This is a genomic window from Streptomyces sp. NPDC045021, from assembly GCF_056432645.1.
The window spans coordinates 428,023-446,811 of record NZ_JBWKIQ010000008.1 but is presented as its reverse complement, the minus strand read 5'-3'; the positions used below and the strand labels follow the sequence as shown (position 1 = coordinate 446,811).

At 70.1% G+C, this 18,789-nt stretch carries 11 protein-coding genes, 1 tRNA gene and 1 rRNA gene; 12 read left to right on the top strand and 1 reads right to left on the bottom strand.

What is annotated here, in order from left to right; genetic code table 11:
* The 3 genes from rrf to AC07DC_RS25415 all read left to right on the top strand — a co-directional run.
* A 5S ribosomal RNA gene (rrf, locus tag AC07DC_RS25425) occupies window positions 1-85 on the top strand; the annotation flags it as partial.
* A 118-nt stretch (window positions 86-203) separates the two neighbouring features.
* A complete protein-coding gene (locus tag AC07DC_RS25420) occupies window positions 204-887 on the top strand; it encodes a DegT/DnrJ/EryC1/StrS family aminotransferase (RefSeq protein ID WP_478916770.1) in 684 nt (227 codons plus the stop codon).
* A 76-nt stretch (window positions 888-963) separates the two neighbouring features.
* A tRNA-Thr gene (locus tag AC07DC_RS25415) sits at window positions 964-1,039 on the top strand.
* An 88-nt stretch (window positions 1,040-1,127) separates the two neighbouring features.
* Here the strand turns inward: AC07DC_RS25415 and AC07DC_RS25410 are convergent.
* Complete coding sequence (locus AC07DC_RS25410) at window positions 1,128-3,749, bottom strand: SpoIIE family protein phosphatase (protein WP_478916792.1); 2,622 nt, start codon at window positions 3,747-3,749, stop codon at window positions 1,128-1,130.
* Between the two features lie 294 nt (window positions 3,750-4,043).
* On the opposite strand from AC07DC_RS25410, the gene AC07DC_RS25405 reads away from it, so the two are divergent.
* From AC07DC_RS25405 to AC07DC_RS25365, 9 genes are all read left to right on the top strand, one after another.
* Window positions 4,044-9,482, top strand: coding sequence for a HAMP domain-containing protein (locus AC07DC_RS25405; protein WP_478916769.1), 5,439 nt, complete (start codon window positions 4,044-4,046; stop codon window positions 9,480-9,482).
* A gap of 225 nt (window positions 9,483-9,707) precedes the next feature.
* Window positions 9,708-10,388 carry a response regulator gene (locus tag AC07DC_RS25400; RefSeq protein ID WP_478916768.1) on the top strand — a complete coding sequence of 227 codons (681 nt, stop codon included), beginning with the start codon at window positions 9,708-9,710 and terminating at the stop codon, window positions 10,386-10,388.
* 114 nt (window positions 10,389-10,502) lie between these two features.
* Entirely contained in the window at window positions 10,503-13,274 is a 2,772-nt protein-coding gene (locus AC07DC_RS25395) for an FtsK/SpoIIIE family DNA translocase (RefSeq protein WP_478916767.1), read from the top strand.
* 232 nt (window positions 13,275-13,506) lie between these two features.
* Complete coding sequence (locus AC07DC_RS25390) at window positions 13,507-14,298, top strand: helix-turn-helix domain-containing protein (protein WP_478916766.1); 792 nt, start codon at window positions 13,507-13,509, stop codon at window positions 14,296-14,298.
* Between the two features lie 50 nt (window positions 14,299-14,348).
* Window positions 14,349-15,839, top strand: coding sequence for a 30S ribosomal protein S12 methylthiotransferase RimO (gene rimO / locus AC07DC_RS25385; protein WP_478916765.1), 1,491 nt, complete (start codon window positions 14,349-14,351; stop codon window positions 15,837-15,839).
* Window positions 15,836-16,585 carry a CDP-diacylglycerol--glycerol-3-phosphate 3-phosphatidyltransferase gene (gene pgsA / locus AC07DC_RS25380; protein ID WP_478916764.1) on the top strand — a complete coding sequence of 250 codons (750 nt, stop codon included), beginning with the start codon at window positions 15,836-15,838 and terminating at the stop codon, window positions 16,583-16,585. Before rimO ends, pgsA begins: the two co-directional genes overlap by 4 nt.
* On the top strand, window positions 16,582-17,100 hold the full coding sequence (locus tag AC07DC_RS25375; RefSeq protein WP_478916763.1) for a CinA family protein: 519 nt from the start codon (window positions 16,582-16,584) through the stop codon (window positions 17,098-17,100). Before pgsA ends, AC07DC_RS25375 begins: the two co-directional genes overlap by 4 nt.
* A gap of 94 nt (window positions 17,101-17,194) precedes the next feature.
* The gene (locus AC07DC_RS25370; RefSeq protein ID WP_138358948.1) at window positions 17,195-17,578 is read left to right on the top strand and encodes a helix-turn-helix domain-containing protein; all 384 of its coding nucleotides are present in this window, start codon (window positions 17,195-17,197) and stop codon (window positions 17,576-17,578) included.
* A gap of 166 nt (window positions 17,579-17,744) precedes the next feature.
* Complete coding sequence (locus AC07DC_RS25365) at window positions 17,745-18,215, top strand: Dps family protein (RefSeq protein ID WP_478916762.1); 471 nt, start codon at window positions 17,745-17,747, stop codon at window positions 18,213-18,215.
* Window positions 18,216-18,789: the final 574 nt, after the last annotated feature.

Here is an 18,789-nt window from a genome sequence, read left to right as displayed (position 1 = left end):
TTACATTCCGAACCCGGAAGCTAAGCCTTTCAGCGCCGATGGTACTGCAGGGGGGACCCTGTGGGAGAGTAGGACGCCGCCGAACAATCATTGAGCCCCAACCCCCGAGCTTCGGCTCGGGGGTTGGGGCTTTTTTGTTGTCTGTCACCCCATGTTCATGTGTCGGCGGGAACCTTGGCACCTCGACATGTGGAGGTAGGGACGTGCGTCAGCTGATGATGGACAGGCAACCCCTGCAAGGTCTGGGTATCGGAGTCGGCGACGAGGTGATCGTGCCGTCCTTCGCGCCGGAGTCCTCCGCGGCGGCCGTGGTGATGGTGGGCGCGACACCGGTGTTCGCCGATATCGACCCGAGGACGTACTGCCTCGACCCCGCCTCCGTGGAGGCCGTGCTGACCCCCCGGACGTCGGCCGTCATAGCGGTGCACCTGTTCGGCCACCCGGCGCCGATGCGGGAGTTGGGCGAGCTCGCGGCGCGACAGGGGATCGCGCTGGTCGAGGAGGAGGAGCCGGCGGGGGACGCGGGGGAGATCGCCCGGCGGCGCGCCCATGCCCGCTTCCTGGACTCGGCGCTGACCGGCGTCATCGTGCCGTACGTCGAGCCGGGGGCGCACCATGTCTACCACCACTACACCGTGCGGATCCCCGGCAACGGTCGGCCGGACCGGGACGCCTTCGCCAGGGCGCTGTCGCGGCGCGGTGTACGGGCCACCGTGAGCGTCCCCACGCCCGTGCACCGGCTCGCGGCGCACCGGTCCCGCGAGGTGCTGCCGGAGACCGAACGCGCTGCGGCGCAGGCGCTGTCGCTGCCGGTGCACTCGGGGCTCACCCAGCGGGAGTTGACGCATATCGCGGATGCCTGCAACGCCCTGGGCGGCCTGCTCTGATCCGATGCGACGGCAGGTCGGGGCGGGTTACCGAGCACGGCCAATCATGGGTTAAGATTTTCCATGTCGACACCGAGCCCCTATAGCTCAGTCGGTAGAGCGTCTCCATGGTAAGGAGAAGGTCTGCGGTTCGATTCCGCATGGGGGCCCCAGTAGAGAAAGACCCCTCGCCTTTGGGCGGGGGGTCTTTCTGCTGTCCGGGCACTGCCGTCCGGACAGCTTCCGGCTTCTGCCGTGCCGTCAGTTGTCGGGCAGCGCGGGGACGCGCATCGCGAGAATGGCCATGTCGTCGGAGGGCGCATCGGAGGCGAAGCGTTCCACTGCGCGCTGGATACGGGCGGCGACCGCGCCGGCGGTGAGGCCGGTGCAGGTGGCGAGAACGTCGGCGAGGCCGTCGTCACCCAGCATGCGGGTGCCCTCGCGGCGTTCGGTCACGCCGTCGGTGACGCAGAGCATGACATCGCCCGGGTCCAGGGTGATGGTCTGTTCGACGAGCTCCAGGTCCTCCAGGACGCCGAGCAGGGGCTGCGGGTCGGCGGCGGGTTCGACGGTGCCGTCCGGGCGCAGCCGCAGAGGCAGCGGGTGCCCGGCGCAGACGACCTTCAGGACGGCGCTGCCGTCGGGCTGCGGCCACAACTCCCCGTAGAGCAGGGTCAGGAAGCGGCTGCGGGCGCCCTCGTCGAGGATGGCGGCGTTGAGCCGCTCCAGGACGGCCGGGCCGCCGAAGCCCTCGCGGGCGAGCAGCCGGATCGCGTGCCGGGCCAGGCCGGTGACGGCCGCGGCCTCGGGGCCGGTGCCGCAGACGTCGCCGATGGCGAAGCCCCAGCAGCCGTCGCGGATCGGGAACAGGTCGTAGAAGTCGCCGCCGACCTCGTTGCCCTCGCCGGCCGCCCGGTAGATGACCTCGACCTCGACACCGGGGATGGGAGGCAGCCCCGGCGGCAGCAGGCTGCGCTGGAGGGCCTGGCTGATGGCCGTGCGCTCGCTGTACAGGCGGGCGTTGTCCAGGGCGAGGGCGGCGCGTCGGGAGAGGTCCTCGGCGAGTTCGAGGATCTCTTGGCGGAAGCGTTCGTCGGCGGGTTTGCCGAGGGTGAGCATGCCGATGACGCGGTTGCGCGCGACGAGCGGCAGGACCACGGTCTCGCCGCCGACCGCGGCGGCGGTCGCCAGCGCGGTGCCCGGTCCGGTCGCCGGGCGGCCCGCCTCGCCGAGGCCGAGGCTCCGCAAAGAGGCGCGCAGCGCGGTGGAGTGGGCGGCGTCGGAGGGCGCGGTCCACAGGCGCGCGCCGGGGGTCGGCTCCGGGGCGGGCGGGTTGAGCTTCGCGAGCAGGGCCTTGATGCCGTCGATCCGGTCCTCGTCCTCGTGCAGCACGAAGGCGAGTTCGGGTTCCGACTGTTCGGCGATGGTGTAGACGGCGCACCAACTGGCCAGGGTGGGAACGGTCATCTGGGCCATGAGGGCGAGCGTCTGGTCGCGTTCCAGGGTGCCCGCGAGCAGGTCGGAGGCTTCGACGAGGAAGGACAGCGAGCCGCGGCGCAGCCGTTCCAGCTCGGTGAGGCGGGCGCTCTCGACGGCCAGTGCGATGCGGTCGGCGGCGAACTGCAGCCGCAGCGCTTCCTCGTTGGAGTAGCGGCCCGGTGCCTCGGCGGCGACGCCGAGGGAGCCGGTGAGACGGCCTTCGACCTTCAGCGGCACGGTGACGATGGAGCGCATGCCGGTGCCGGCGAGCAGCGGGACGGCGCCGGGGACGGCGTTGAGGTCCTCGTGGACGGCGGGCATCCTGGCGCTGCCGTAGCGGCCGGTGCCGGCCTCGACGGGGACACGGGCGAACCGCTGGCGGGCGGAGGGCAGGCCGGTGGAGGCGCGTACCTCCAGCTCCGTTTCGTCGTCGGTGGCGAGCAGCAGGTACGCGGCGTCGCCGTCGAGCATGTCGCGGGCGCGCTCCACGGTGCGCTGCAGGAGCCCGTCGAGGTCGTCGGGCGCCGGGGAGCCGATGAACACCTCGAAGGCGTCTGCGGCCTTTCCGCGGTCGCCGGAGGCGGCGTCGGAGGTGACGGGGCCGCGTGCGGGGCTCTGCAGGACGGCCCGCTCGTCGGCGCGGACCAGCAGGCAGACGGTGGAGGGCTCGCCCGAGGTGTCGCGGACCCGCAGATGGGAGCCGTAGACGGGCTGGACGCGGCCGTCGGCGCCCCGTATCCCGTACGTGCCCTCCCAGCGGGAGAGCAGCAGGGCCTCGGCGAGGCCGATGCCGGTGCCGGGTGTCTGCGGCCAGGCGGTGAGCTCGGTGAGGGGCTTTCCGACGATCCGGTCGGAGGTGTGGCCGAAAAGATCCGTGGCGTCGTCGTTCCAGCGGGTGATGGTGGCGTGCCGGTCGACCTGGATCACGGCCACACGGACCCGCTCGTCGGTGAGCGGCAGGGCGGCGGTCGGCAGCACGGGGCTCGCGGCGCGGGTGCCCGCGGAGCGCTCCGGCAGGTCGAGCTGGAACCAGACGTGCTTGGCGGCGGGCGTGTACTCCACGCCCCAGCGGCTGGCCAGGGCGGAGCACAGGACGAGGCCGCGGCCGCCCTCGCTGTCCGGGTTGCGGATCTGCAGTCCGGCGTCCTGGACGGGGACCTCGCGCTCGGGGTACCGGTCGGCGACCTCGACTCGTACCGCTGTGTCGTAGCGCAGGCACTGTACGTCAGCGGCGGTGCCGGCGTGGACCACGGCGTTGGTGACGAGTTCACTGGTCAGGACGACAGCGTCGTCGACGATGTCGGAGAAGCCCCAGCCCTGCAGAGTGTCGCGGACGAAGGCGCGCGCGATGGCGACCGATCGCCCCACCGGCTGGAAGGTGGCCGCTGCCCGCGCCGTGATCACAGAACTCCTTGTGCGCCCCAGGACGCTGTCGTCGGTCTCGCTCTCGATTTCCTGCGCCGTCACCGGCGGCCCCCGTGAGGTGTAGGCCCGGTCTGTGGCGGGCAACCGGATGCCAGGTTACTTACCTCCGCTGATGGCGCGTGCGCTGGTTCCGGGTGTTTCTGCCTCGATCGTGCGACGGGTCATATGCGAAGCTGCCGAACTGTTATGGCCAGGCGCAGGCATGGTGAAACACTGGGCATGTCTAAGAGGCAGTTCACGAGCAGTTTTGGTCGACCCTCCGGGAGGGACACGGTGGAGTCCAGCGCATCGACGCGCGGTGCAGTTTCGCGTGCAAAGAACGCGCGATCCCGCGCCAACGGGACCATCGAGGTGGATTCGGCTGCCTTGTACAGACTTCTGGCGGCGCTGGCGTCCATGAGGGACGGTAACTTCCGCAAGCGGTTGACGGTCTCGGGAGACGGGCTGATGGCGGAGATCTCCGCCGTCTTCAACGAGGTCGCGGACCGTAATCAGCACCTGACGGGTGAGCTGGCGCGGGTGCGCCGGGTGGTCGGCCGTGAGGGAAAACTCACCGAGCGCCTGGAGACGGGGGCCTGCGAGGGTTCGTGGGCGGCGGCGATCGACGCGTCCAACGCGCTGGTGGACGATCTCGTCCGGCCGGTCTCCGAGGTCGGAAGAGTGCTGTCGGCGGTCGCGGAGGGCGATCTGGAACAGCGGATGGACCTGCGGTCGCAGGGCTCGGACGGCTCCGCGCACCCGCTGCGCGGTGAGTTCCTCAAGGTCGGCCGGACGGTCAACGGCCTGGTGGACCAGTTGTCCGCGTTCACCGACGAGGTGACCCGGGTGGCCAGCGAGGTCGGTACCGAGGGCAAGCTCGGCGGCCAGGCCAAGGTGCGCGGTATGTCCGGTTCGTGGAAGGACCTGACGGATTCCGTCAACACGATGGCGTCCCGGCTCACCGCCCAGGTGCGTGACATCGCTCTCGTGACGACGGCGGTCGCCAAGGGCGATCTGTCCCGGAAGGTCACGGTTCACGTGGCCGGCGAGATGCTGGAGCTGAAGAACACCGTCAACACGATGGTGGACCAGCTGTCGTCGTTCGCCTCCGAGGTGACGCGGGTCGCCCGCGAGGTCGGTACGGAGGGCGAGCTCGGCGGTCAGGCGCAGGTGCCGGACGTCGCCGGGGTGTGGAAGGACCTGACGGACTCCGTCAACCTCATGGCCGGGAATCTGACGGCCCAGGTGCGGGACATCGCGCAGGTGACGGCGGCGGTCGCCAACGGCGACCTGTCGCAGAAGATCACCATCGGGGCGCGCGGCGAGGTCGCGCAGCTCGCCGAGACGATCAACGCGATGACCGAGACGCTGCGGACGTTCGCCGACGAGGTGACCCGGGTGGCGGGCGAGGTCGGCGCCGAGGGGCTGCTGGGCGGTCAGGCGCAGGTGCCGGGCGCGGCGGGCACGTGGAAGGACCTCACCGACTCGGTGAACACCGCCTTCCGCAACCTCACCGCGCAGGTGCGGGACATCGCGCAGGTGACGACGGCGGTCGCCAACGGCGACCTGTCGCAGAAGGTCACGGTGGATGTCTCCGGCGAGATGCTGGAGCTGAAGAACACCGTGAACACGATGGTGGACCAGCTGTCCTCCTTCGGTGCGGAAGTGACGCGGGTGGCGCGTGAGGTCGGCGTCGAGGGCGAGCTGGGCGGTCAGGCGCAGGTGCCGGGCGCAGCGGGTACGTGGAAGGACCTCACCGACTCGGTGAACACCGCCTTCCGCAACCTGACGGGTCAGGTGCGCAACATCGCGCAGGTGACGACGGCGGTCGCCAACGGCGATCTGTCGCAGAAGGTCACGGTGGATGTCTCCGGCGAGATGCTGGAGCTGAAGAACACCGTGAACCGCATGGTCGACCAGCTGTCGTCCTTCGCGGCCCAGGTGACCCGGATGGCGCGGGACGTGGGTACGGAGGGCCGGCTCGGCGGCCAGGCACGGGTGGACGGCGTCGCCGGTACCTGGAAGGACCTGACGGACTCCGTCAACTTCATGGCGGGCAACCTGACGTCCCAGGTGCGGCAGATCGCCCAGGTGACGACGGCGGTGGCGCGGGGCGACCTGTCGCAGAAGATCGACGTGGATGCCCGGGGCGAGATCCTGGAGCTGAAGAACACCATCAACACGATGGTCGACCAGCTGTCCTCGTTCGCCGACCAGGTGACCCGCGTGGCGCGGGACGTGGGTACCGAGGGGCGCCTCGGCGGCCAGGCGCAGGTGCCGGGCGTTGCCGGTGTGTGGCGCGATCTGACCGACTCGGTGAACGGCATGGCCGGGAACCTGACCGCTCAGGTCCGCAACATCGCGCAGGTCGCGACGGCGGTGGCGCGCGGTGACCTGTCGCAGAAGATCGACGTGGACGCCCGGGGCGAGATCCTGGAGCTGAAGAACACCCTGAACACGATGGTCGACCAGCTGTCGTCCTTCGCCGAGCAGGTGACCCGGGTGGCGCGCGAGGTGGGCACCGAGGGCATCCTGGGCGGCCAGGCCGAGGTCAAGGGCGTGAGCGGCACGTGGAAGGACCTCACGCAGTCCGTCAACTTCATGGCCAACAACCTGACGAGCCAGGTCCGCAACATCGCGGAGGTCACGACGGCGGTCGCCAGTGGCGACCTGTCGAAGAAGATCACCGTCGATGCCAAGGGCGAGATCCTCGCGCTGGTCACCACCGTCAACACGATGGTGGACACGCTGTCGGCGTTCGGTGACGAGGTCACCCGCGTCGCCCGCGAGGTGGGTACCGAGGGGCAGTTGGGCGGGCAGGCCCGGGTGCGCGACGTGTCGGGCATCTGGAAGGACCTGACCGACAACGTCAACCTGATGGCCAACAACCTGACCAACCAGGTGCGTTCGATCGCCGCGGTCGCCACCGCGGTCGCCAACGGCGATCTCACCAAGAAGATCACCGTCGAGGCGCGCGGGGAAGTCGCACAGCTTGCAGAAACGATCAACACCATGGTCGACACGCTGTCGGCCTTCGGTGACGAGGTCACCCGCGTCGCCCGCGAGGTCGGCACCGAGGGCATCCTCGGCGGCCAGGCCCGCGTTCCCGGCGTCGCCGGTACGTGGAAGGACCTCACCGAATCGGTGAACGGCATGGCGTCCAACCTGACCGGTCAGGTCCGCAACATCGCCATGGTGACGACCGCGGTGGCCCGCGGCGACCTGTCCAAAAAGATCGACGTGGACGCGCGCGGCGAGATCCTGGAGCTGAAGACGACCATCAACACGATGGTCGGCCAGCTGTCCGCCTTCGGTGACGAGGTCACCCGGGTGGCGCGCGAGGTGGGTACCGAGGGCCGGCTGGGCGGCCAGGCGCGGGTGCCGGACGTCTCCGGCATCTGGAAGGACCTCACCGAATCGGTGAACCTGATGGCCAACAACCTGACCAGCCAGGTCCGCAACATCGCGCAGGTGGCCACCGCGGTGACCCGCGGTGACCTCAATCTCCGCATCGACGTGGACGCGGCCGGCGAGATCCTGGAGCTCCAGGACTACATCAACACGATGATCGTGCGCCTGCGGGAGACCACGCTCGCCAACAAGGAGCAGGACTGGCTCAAGGGCAACCTGGCCCGCATCTCCGGCCTGATGCAGGGCCGCCGGGAGCTGGGCGACGTGGCCGCGCTGATCATGAGCGAGCTGACGCCGGTGGTCTCGGCGCAGCACGGCGCGTTCTTCCTCGCCGAGGAGATCGGCGACGGCACCGAGATCGGTGTGGGGGAGGAGGGCGAGGACGCGTACGAGCTGCGGCTCGTCGGGTCGTACGGCTTCTCCAAGCGCTCCATGCCCACCACGTTCCTGCCCGGTGAGGCGCTGATCGGGCAGGCCGCGGTGGAGAAGCGGTCGATCCTGGTCGAGAACGTGCCGCCGGGGTACCTGAAGATCGTCTCGGGGCTCGGTGAGGCGCCCCCGGCGCATGTCATCGTCCTGCCGGTGCTCTTCGAGGACCGGATCCTGGGCGTGATCGAACTGGCCGCGTTCCAGCCGTTCACCCAGATCCAGAAGGACTTCCTCAGCCAGATCACCGACATCATCGCGATCAGCGTGAACACGATCAGCGTCAACACCAAGACCGAGGGGCTGCTCGAGCAGTCCCAGGAGCTGACCGAGCAGCTCAAGGAGCGGTCCGGCGAGCTGGAGAACCGGCAGAAGGCGCTGCAGCTGTCCAACGCGGAGCTGGAGGAGAAGGCCGAGCTGCTGGCCCGGCAGAACCGCGACATCGAGGTGAAGAACACCGAGATCGAGGAGGCCCGGCAGGTCCTGGAGGAGCGCGCCGAGCAGCTCGCGGTCTCGATGCGGTACAAGTCCGAGTTCCTGGCCAACATGTCGCACGAGTTGCGCACCCCGCTCAACTCGCTGCTGATCCTGGCCAAGCTGCTCGCCGACAACGCCGACGGGAACCTGTCGTCCAAGCAGGTCGAGTTCTCCGAGACGATCCACGGCGCGGGCTCGGACCTGCTGCAGCTCATCAACGACATCCTCGACCTGTCGAAGGTCGAGGCGGGCAAGATGGACGTCAGCCCGACCCGTATCGCCCTGGTGCAGCTCGTCGACTACGTCGAGGCGACGTTCCGTCCGCTGACGGCCGAGAAGGGCCTGGACTTCTCCGTCCGGGTCTCGCCGGAACTCCCGGTCACCCTGCACACGGACGAGCAGCGGCTGCTGCAGGTACTGCGGAACCTGCTCTCCAACGCGGTCAAGTTCACCGACAGCGGCTCCGTCGAGCTGGTCATCCGGCCGGCGGGTCCCGAGGTCCCGCAGTCGATCCGCGAGCAGCTGCTGGAGTCCGGGGCGCTGCGCGACGCGGACCAGCCGCTCATCGCGTTCTCCGTCACCGACACGGGGATCGGGATCGCGGCGAGCAAGATGCGGGTGATCTTCGAGGCGTTCAAGCAGGCCGACGGCACCACCAGCCGCAAGTACGGCGGCACCGGCCTGGGCCTGTCGATCAGCCGGGAGATCGCCCGGCTGCTCGGCGGGGAGATCCACGCCGACAGCCAGCCCGGCCGCGGCTCGACGTTCACTCTGTACCTGCCGCTCAGCAGCGGTGAACTGCCGCCGCACGGCTATCCGCAGCTGCCCGGCGCCGAGGTGATCAGCGACTCCGACCACCACGCGCCCGCCCGCAACCGGCTGGCGGGCAGCAGCCTGTCCCGGCTGCGCCGCCGCTCGGCGCCCCCGCAGCAGCTGACGTCGCTGCCGGGACAGCCCACCGCGATGCCCGCGGAGGAGTCCTGGGTGGACGGGGCGCACTCCGAGGGGTACGCGCGCTTCACGGGCGGCTTCCACGGTGAGAAGGTGCTCATCGTCGACGACGACATCCGCAATGTCTTCGCGCTGACCAGCGTGCTGGAGCAGCACGGGCTGACGGTGCTGTACGCGGAGAACGGCCGTGAGGGGATCGAGGTCCTGGAGCAGCACGACGATGTCGCGATCGTCCTGATGGACATCATGATGCCGGAGATGGACGGCTATGCGACGACGACGGCGATCCGCAGGATGCCGCAGTTCGCCGGGCTGCCGATCCTGGCGCTGACGGCGAAGGCGATGAAGGGCGACCGGGAGAAGAGCATCGAGTCCGGTGCGTCGGACTATGTCACCAAGCCGGTCGACACCGATCACCTGCTGGCCCTCATGGAGCAGTGGATGAACGCCCGCGGAACGCCCCGTTGAAAGGTGGACTGTTGACGCGGTGTGTCCATTCAGGTGTGAGGGGGCGGGATTCAGGGAACCTTCTGGTCTCCGCTAGCGTTTCTGCTTCGTGCACAGTGACATGGCGGTGACAGGGTGTGGCGAACGGCAGGTGCGGCTACCATGACCGGCACAAGGATGGGCGGCGCAAGGGAGTCGTCCCCGGGGGCGACCACCAGCGTGGTGCCGGGACGAGGAGGGCGGGCCATGGTGCAGAAGGCCAAGATCCTTCTTGTCGATGACCGGCCGGAGAATCTGCTGGCGCTGGAGGCGATCCTCTCGGCGCTGGATCAGACGCTGGTACGGGCGGCATCCGGGGAAGAGGCGCTGAAGGCGCTGCTCACGGATGATTTCGCGGTGATCCTGCTCGATGTCCAGATGCCGGGCATGGACGGGTTCGAGACCGCCGCCCACATCAAGCGGCGCGAGCGGACCCGTGACATCCCGATCATCTTCCTCACGGCGATCAACCACGGCCCGCACCACACCTTCCGCGGCTACGCGGCCGGTGCGGTCGACTACATCTCCAAACCCTTCGACCCGTGGGTGCTGCGCGCCAAGGTGTCGGTCTTCGTCGAGCTCTACATGAAGAACTGCCAGCTGCGGGAGCAGGCGGCGCTGCTGCGGCTCCAGCTGGAGCAGGGTGCCTCGGTGGGCACCAACGGGGCGAAGGAGCCCGCCGGGCTGCTCGCCGAACTCTCCGCGCGGCTGGCCGCCGTCGAGGAGCAGGCCGAGGCGCTGTCGAAGCAGCTCGACGAGTCGGCGGACGCGGCCGCGGTGGCGACCGCCGCGCATCTGGAGCGCAAGCTCACCGGTCTGCGGCGGGCGTTGGACGCGCTGGAGCCGGGCACCGGCGAGGGCGGCGTCAGGTTTCCCTCGCAGGACTGAGCGGCACCCCCGTCGTTGACGCTGCGTCACCCTTGGCCCGCCCGACGCGCGACACGGACGGGGGTATCCGACGCACGCGTGTCCCGCCGGTCCTTCAGAGGTAATCTCGGCACCATGGCCTCACGTACGCCCGGCGGCACTGCCAAGAAAGCTCCGGCGAAGCCTGCGGCCAAGAAGACCGCGGCGAAGAAGACCGCAGCGAAAAAACCTCCTGCCAAGAAATCGGCGGCCCCCCGTGCGGCGAAGGGGGCCGCTGCCAAGCCTGCCCCCAAAGCGGCCCCTTCGCCGACCGGTGGCGTGTACCGGATGACGCGCGCCCTGTGGCTCGGCGTCGCCCACGGCATCGGCGCGGTGTTCCGCGGCATAGGGCGCGGAGCGCGCGGGCTCGACCCCGCGCACCGCAAGGACGGCGTGGCGCTGCTGCTGCTCGGTGCGACGCTGGTCGTCGCCGCGGGTACCTGGTCCAACCTGCGCGGCCCGGTCGGCGACCTCGTGGAGATGCTCGTCACCGGCGCGTTCGGCCGGCTCGATCTGTTGGTGCCGATACTGCTGGGCGTCGTCGCGGTCCGGCTGATGCGGCACCCGGAGCAGCCGGAGGCCAACGGGCGCATCGTCATCGGCCTGTCCACCCTGATCCTCGGCGCCCTCGGCCTGGTCCACCTGGCCTGCGGTTCGCCGAGCCGGGATGCGGGAGCCGAGGCGCTGCGCGACGCGGGCGGCCTGATCGGCTGGGCGGCTGCCGCGCCGCTGCTCTACACGGTGGGCTCCGCGCTTGCCGTACCGCTGCTGCTGCTGATCACCGTCTTCGGGCTGCTGGTCGTGACGGCCACCCCGGTCAACGCCATTCCGCAGCGGCTGCGGCTGCTTGCCACCAAGCTCGGCCTGTACGAGGCACCGCCGGACCTGGACGCCGTTCCGATGGAGGAGCTGTTCGACGAGGACCCGGAGCAGGAGGAGGACGACTTCCCGCGCCGCAGGTCCCCGCTGCGCTTCACCAAGCGCGACCAGGGCATGGAGGAACTGGCGGCCCTGGGGGAGTTCGGCGACGAGGAGCAGGCCGACGAGCCCCGGCCGCGCCGCCGCCCGCGGCGCAGGGCCGAGCCCGGCGAGCAGGAGTACGCGGCCGCCTCCGGCATGGACGCCGTGGATGTGGCGGCCGCCGCGGCCGCGGCGCTGGACGGCGCCGTGTTGCACGGCGTGCAGCCGTCACCGCTGCTGGCCGGCCTCAGCAGCGGCATCAAGACCGGGACCGGGACGACGGGGACCGGCACCGGCTCGGGGGTGCCCGCGGCCCGCGCCGAGGACGGCGCCGAGCCGTCGGTCGGCTCCGGCGTCCCCGACCTGACCAAGAAGACCGTCGACCCGGTGGACCCGCTGCCGCCGCGCGCCGAGCAACTGCAGCTCTCCGGCGACATCACGTACTCGCTGCCCTCGCTGGACCTGCTGGAACGCGGCGGGCCCGGCCGTACCCGCAGCGCGGCGAACGACGCGGTGGTCGCCTCGCTGCAGCAGGTCTTCACCGAGTTCAAGGTCGACGCCACGGTCACCGGCTTCACCCGCGGCCCGACCGTCACCCGCTACGAGATCGAGCTCGGTTCGGCGGTCAAGGTCGAGCGGATCACCGCGCTGGCCAAGAACATCGCCTACTCCGTCGCCAGCCCGGACGTCCGGATCATCAGCCCGATCCCGGGCAAGTCGGCGGTCGGCATCGAGATCCCCAACAGCGACCGCGAGATGGTCAATGTCGGCGACGTGCTGCGCTCCGCGGCGGCGGCCGGCGAGGACCACCCGATGACGGTGGCGCTCGGCAAGGACGTCGAGGGCGGCTACGTCATGGCGAACCTCGCCAAGATGCCGCACATCCTGGTCGCCGGCGCGACCGGTTCGGGAAAGTCGTCCTGCATCAACGGCCTCATCACCTCGATCATGTGCCGCGCCACCCCGGACGAGGTCCGGATGGTGCTGGTCGACCCCAAGCGCGTCGAGCTGACCGCCTACGAGGGCATCCCGCATCTGATCACGCCGATCATCACCAACCCGAAGCGGGCTGCCGAGGCGCTGCAGTGGGTGGTCCGCGAGATGGACCTGCGCTACGACGACCTGGCGGCCTTCGGCTTCCGGCACATCGACGACTTCAACGCGGCGGTGCGCTCCGGCAAGACCCAGCCGCTGCCGGGCAGCGAGCGCGAGCTGTCGCCGTACCCGTACCTGCTGGTGATCGTGGACGAGCTCGCCGACCTGATGATGGTCGCGCCGCGCGATGTGGAGGACTCGATCGTCCGCATCACGCAGCTGGCCCGCGCCGCCGGGATCCACCTGGTGCTGGCCACCCAGCGGCCCAGCGTCGACGTCGTCACCGGTCTGATCAAGGCGAACGTGCCGTCGCGGCTGGCCTTCTCCACCTCCTCGCTCGCCGACAGCCGCGTCATCCTGGACCAGAACGGCGCCGAGAAGCTGATCGGCAGGGGTGACGGGCTCTTCCTGCCCATGGGCGCGAACAAGCCGACACGTATGCAGGGCGCCTTCGTCACCGAGGAGGAGATCGCCAAGGTCGTCCAGCACTGCAAGGACCAGCTGACGCCGACCTACCGGACGGACGTGGCGGTCGGCACGGCGCCCAAGCGGGAGGTCGACGAGGAGATCGGGGACGATCTGGACCTGCTGTGCCAGGCGGCGGAGCTGGTGGTCTCCACCCAGTTCGGCTCGACCTCGATGCTGCAGCGAAAGCTGCGTGTGGGATTCGCCAAGGCGGGCAGGCTCATGGATCTGATGGAATCGCGCGGAATCGTCGGGCCGAGCGAAGGTTCGAAGGCGCGCGATGTCATGGTAAAAGCGGACGAACTGGATGGGGTGCTGGCCGTCATCCGCGGTGATGCTCACTCGTAAGAGCACGCGGGGCAACCGTTTCTCCTGTTCGTGCGTCAAGTTGATGCAGGAGGACGACATATGGCCGACTGTCAGGCTCGCGCGGGCTGTCAGGTCCATGCGCGCCGGTGCCGTAAGAAACGGTCCGGCAATCCTGATGGCGGACAAAGACCGGCTGTCCGCTTGCCCCACTCTTTCGCACCCCCCCTAGACTGAATCTCCAGCAGGTGGCTGCAGCCTGAAAGGCTTCCTCGTGTCCCTCGGCAACCCGCCCTCCGACGACCGGCCCTCCGTCGGTCGTGCCCTTGCCCAGGCCCGCCTCGCCGCCGGACTGACCATTGACGAGGTCAGCTCCACGACGCGAGTGCGCGCCCCCATCGTGCTCGCCATCGAACAGGACGACTTCTCCCGCTGCGGCGGCGACGTCTACGCCCGCGGTCACATCCGCAACCTCGCCCGCGCCGTCGGGATCGATCCGGAACCGCTGGTCAAGCAGTACGCCGACGAGCACGGCGGGACCACCGCCCAAGTGCCCGTCGCGCCGCTCTACGAGGCGGAGCGGATCCGCCCGGACCGTCGCCGCCCGAACTGGACCGCGGCGATGGTCGCGGCGATCGTCGCCGTCGTCGCGTTCGTCGGGTTCACCGCGTTCAACGGCTCCGGCGGCAAGCCGCCGTCGGCCGCCGCCAAGCCCTCGGTGACCACCACCACGGCCAAGCCCAGTCCCAAGCCGGCCGACCCCAAGCCCGAGCCGACGGACAGCGCGATCGCCGCCGCCCCGGTGGGCAAGGTGACCGTGAAGCTGACCGCGGACGTCGGCAAGAGCTGGATCCAGGTGACGGACAGCACCGGCAAGCCGCTCTTCGCCGACACTCTGGAGAAGGGCGACTCCAAGACCTTCACCGACGGCAAGAAGATCAAACTCGTGATCGGCGACGCGGGCGCTATCAAGCTCTTCGTCAACGGCAAGGACCTCGGTCCCGCGGGCACCGACGGCCAGGTCGTGCGGCTCACCTTCACGCCCGGAGACCCCCAGGCTGGGTGAACGTAAGGGTGAACGTAAGAGGGACGGCTGGGACAAAGTAGGCTGAGCCTATGCCCGAACCCCGTACCGTCGCCCTTGTCACGCTCGGCTGCGCCCGCAATGAGGTGGATTCCGAGGAGCTCGCCGGCCGTCTGGCGGCGGACGGCTGGCAGCTGGTCGATGACGCCGCGGACGCCGATGTGGCCGTGGTCAACACCTGCGGCTTCGTCGACGCCGCCAAGAAGGACTCCGTGGACGCCCTCCTGGAGGCCAATGACCTCAAGGGTCATGGCCGCACCCAGGCGGTCGTCGCGGTCGGCTGCATGGCCGAGCGGTACGGCAAGGAGCTCTCCGAGGCCCTGCCCGAGGCCGACGCCGTGCTCGGCTTCGACGACTACACGGACATCTCCGACCGCCTCCAGACCATCCTGTCCGGTGGCGTGCACGCCTCGCACACTCCACGCGACCGCCGCAAGCTGCTGCCGATCAGCCCCGCCGAGCGGCAGGCCGCCGCGGTGGCGCTGCCCGGCCACGCGCAGGAGGCCCCGGCCCCCGCGCCGGCCGACCTCCCCGAGGGCGTCGCCCCCGCCTCGGGGCCGCGCGCGCCGCTGCGCCGCCGCCTGGACAACAGCCCGGTCGCCTCGGTGAAGCTGGCCTCCGGCTGCGACCGCCGCTGCTCGTTCTGCGCCATCCCGTCCTTCCGCGGCTCGTTCATCTCGCGCCGCCCCTCCGACGTCCTCGGCGAGACGCGCTGGCTCGCCGACCAGGGCGTCAGCGAGGTCATGCTGGTCAGCGAGAACAACACCTCGTACGGCAAGGACCTCGGCGACATCCGGCTGCTCGAGACGCTGCTGCCCGAGCTGGCGGCCGTCGGGGGCATCGAGCGGATCCGGGTCAGCTACCTGCAGCCCGCCGAGATGCGCCCCGGCCTGATCGACGTCCTGACGTCGACCGACAAGGTCATGCCGTACTTCGACCTGTCCTTCCAGCACTCGGCGCCCGGAGTGCTGCGCGCGATGCGCCGCTTCGGCAGCACCGAGAGCTTCCTGGAGCTGCTCGGCACCATCCGCGGCAAGGCTCCGGAGGCCGGTGTCCGGTCCAACTTCATCGTCGGCTTCCCCGGCGAGACCGAGGCGGACCTGGAGGAGCTGGAACGCTTCCTCAGCGAGGCACGCCTCGACGCCATCGGCGTCTTCGGCTACTCGGACGAGGACGGCACCGAAGCGGCCGGCTACGAGGACAAGCTCGACGAGGACACCGTCGCCCAGCGTCTGGCGCGGGTGTCGCGGCTGGCCGAGGAGCTGACCGCGCAGCGCGCCCAGGAGCGGCTGGGCTCCACGGTGCGGGTGCTGGTCGAGGCCATCGACGAGGAGACCGGCGAGGCGGTCGGCCGCGCCGACCACCAGGCGCCGGAAACGGACGGATCGACCACTCTGACCTCCTGCGAGGGCCTGAAGCCGGGCATGATGGTAACCGCGAAGGTGATCGACACCGAGGGTGTCGACCTCATCGCGGAATGCCTGTCCGGTGGCGGCAGTGTCGTGGAGGAGGTGGGCAGATGACCGGAGTCCCCGTGCCCGCCGCGGCCACCCCGGACCACATGGGCGATCCGGTGGTCGGCCAGGCCGGGCTCTGGAACATCGCCAACCTGCTCACGATGATGCGGCTGGTGCTGGTTCCCGGCTTCGTCATGCTGTTGATCCATGACGGCGGCCACGACCCCGCCTGGCGCTCGTTCGCCTGGGCGGCGTTCGCCATCGCGATGATCACCGACCTCTTCGACGGGGAACTGGCCCGGCGCTACGGGCTGGTCACCGACTTCGGCAAGATCGCCGACCCCATCGCCGACAAGGCGATCATGGGCGCGGCGCTCGTCGGGCTGTCCGCGCTGGGCGACCTGCCGTGGTGGGTGACCGGAGTGATCCTCTTCCGGGAGGTCGGCATCACCCTGATGCGCTTCTGGGTTATCCGGCACGGAGTGATCCCGGCCAGCCGCGGCGGCAAGCTCAAGACGCTGACCCAGGGCATCGCGGTCGGCATGTACATCCTGGCCCTGACCGGGCCGCTGGCGACGCTGCGGGCCTGGGCGATGGCCGCTGCCGTCGTGCTGACCGTCCTCACCGGACTCGACTACATCCGGCAGGCCGTGGTGCTGCGCCGGGCCGGCCTCGCCGCGCAGCGCGAGCGCGCGGCCTCGCAGGCGAAGCCTCAGGCTGAACCTGAGCCCGACCTTCGGGCCGCGCCCGCTCCGGAGCCGGAGCACGACCAGCGGAGCTCCTCGCGGCGGCAGAGTCACCAGAACGGATGACGGCTGCCGAGGTGCTGCGACTGCTCGACGGCCGGGGGCTCACCCTGGCGGTCGCCGAGTCGCTGACCGGCGGTCTGCTGGCCGCGGAGCTGACGGCCGTACCCGGCGCCTCCCGGTCCTTCCGCGGCTCGGTGACGGCCTACGCGACGGAACTGAAGCACGTACTGCTCGGCGTGGACGCCGGCCTGCTGGCCGCTCGAGGAGCGGTCGACCCTCAGGTGGCCCTTGAGATGGCCGAGGGAGTGCGGAGCAGACTGGAAGCGGACTGGGGCGTGGCCACCACCGGGGTCGCCGGACCCGACCCGCAGGACGGGCAACCGGTCGGCACCGTCTACGTGGCGGTGGCCGGCCCCGGAGGCTCTGCGGTCAACCCGCTGCGACTGGAAGGCGGCCGCTCCGAGATCCGTGCCGCCAGCGTGGATGCCGCACTTGCCTTGCTGGAGCGGTCCCTTACGACAGGGGTGCGGGCGAAGGATAGGGAAGAAGACGGGGGGAAGGGATGTTTGCAGCCCTGAGTGAACACGACATCGCTCCCCGCACGGCCGGTGCCCGAGGCGGTACGGTGGGGCAAGAAGGATCCGGATTCGCGGTCCGAGGAGGGAGCCACCGATGATCCTGCTCCGTCGCCTGTTGGGTGACGTGCTGCGTCGGCAGCGCCAACGTCAGGGCCGCACTCTGCGTGAGGTCTCCTCTTCCGCCCGGGTGTCCCTGGGCTATCTGTCCGAAGTGGAGCGAGGGCAGAAGGAGGCATCCTCCGAGCTGCTCTCCGCGATCTGCGACGCGCTGGACGTCCCGATGTCCGAGGTCATGCGCGAGGTCAGCGACGATCTGTCGCTCGCGGAGCTGGCCCAGTCGGCGGCTTCCGAGACCCCCGCGGCTCCGATGCGACCACTGCTGGGTGCGGTGACCTCTGTCACATCCGTCACGACCGAGCGAGTCACCATCAAGGCGCCGAAGGCGCCCGCGGAGGCCGTTGACGTGGTCGCGGCCTGACGCAGCCGTAACTCCAGAAGTTCTTGCACCGGGACCCCGGTCGGCACTGCCGACCGGGGTCCCGCGCTTTTGCCAGGTGCGGCGGGACGAGGCAGGGTAGGCGATACGGAGTTAACGGGGTTAAACGGACTATTCGTCAGTCCTGTCGCCAGTAGGAGGATTCCGCATGAGCGTCGTCAAGAGTCCGCTGTCCGAGAAGCAGCGCAAGATCGTCGGTGAGGCGCTGCAGGGCGCACTGGTGGATCTCGTGGATCTGGCGCTGGTCTCCAAGCAGGTCCACTGGACCGTGGTGGGCCCGCGCTTCCGCTCGGTCCATCTGCAGCTCGACGAGGTCGTCGACACCGCCCGGCTGCACGCCGACACGGTGGCGGAGCGGGCCTCCGCCATCGGCGTCACGGCGGACGGGCGGGCCGACACGGTCTCGAAGACCAGCGGGATCGACACGGTCACCGACGGCTGGATCAAGGACACCCAGGCGGTGGGCATTCTCATCGCGGCACTCGACTCGGTGATCGAGCGGATGCGCGAGCGCATCGGGACGACGGCGGACGCCGACCCGGTCACGCAGGACATCATCATCGGGCTCACGGCCGACCTCGAGAAGTTCCACTGGATGTTCCAGGCCGAGAACGTGTAGCGGCGGGGGTTGGGGCGGGCGTGACGGGTGCTGGAGGGGCGTAGAGCGCGTGCGGGCGGTCCTGGGCGTCTCTGGGATGCCGGTGGGCGGCTGCGGGTCGTCCCGGGCGCCTCACGCGCCTCCTGTGCCCCGGGTGCGCCGGGGTGCGCACCGGCGCCGCGCACGCCCTGGTGCCCGTGGTTCGACGCGGTCTACGATGGGCGATTCATCACGTTGAGTGCCCGCGTCATCGCAGGCAGTGGCGGCATGCTGCTCCCATCGGGTGAACGTCCTGGCGGGGATGGCGGCAGAGGGCTAGCGATCTTGGGAACCGGGCATCGCACCCTGGTGCGGAGCGCCTCTCGGGGCGCTCCGCCGCAACCTCGGGGTTCCGAAGGAGGCGGCCATGCGCGTACTCCAGCTCCAGGTCATCCGGAGTCTGTGGTCCCGCAGGGCGGTCCGCTGGGCTGTCGCGCTGGGCCTGGGGGTCCTGTGGTGGTGGGCCGCGCTGCGGCTCGCCGTGCAGCCCGACCGGGCCGGGCCCCTCGAGAGCGCCCTGCTGGCGGGTGGCTGGGGGCTGGGCCTGATACCGCTG